This window comes from Pseudoalteromonas sp. SIMBA_162 (assembly GCF_046535955.1).
GTDB classification, from domain to species: Bacteria; Pseudomonadota; Gammaproteobacteria; order Enterobacterales; family Alteromonadaceae; genus Pseudoalteromonas; species Pseudoalteromonas marina.
On the sequence record NZ_JAWJBQ010000366.1, the window covers coordinates 1 to 274 of the forward strand.

Genomic DNA, 274 nt, shown 5'->3' on the forward strand with positions numbered 1-274 from the left:
TATACATTTATTCATTGAATTACAATAAAACGCTTCAAATTTCCGAATTTCTCTACAAAATAATGTAAAGGCCTGTTTTTCATTTCTTATCTCGTCAGAAAGGTCAAACAGGTAATTTACGATGTACCGTAAACCGTCCGCAATTCCTACTGTTTCATCATCTAGTGAAATCCTCGAATAACGACCAGAAAGATCCCAATCTATATCACATTTAAAATCAAGATCTCCATAAGTAAATACAAAATTATAAGACAGGAAGTTGTGCTTAAATAAC

General features: G+C 31.8%; 1 protein-coding gene. It reads right to left on the bottom strand.

What is annotated here, in order from left to right; genetic code table 11:
* The coding region (locus R0J88_RS20060; RefSeq protein WP_410900884.1) for a hypothetical protein at nucleotides 1-274 on the bottom strand (274 nt) is incomplete at both ends.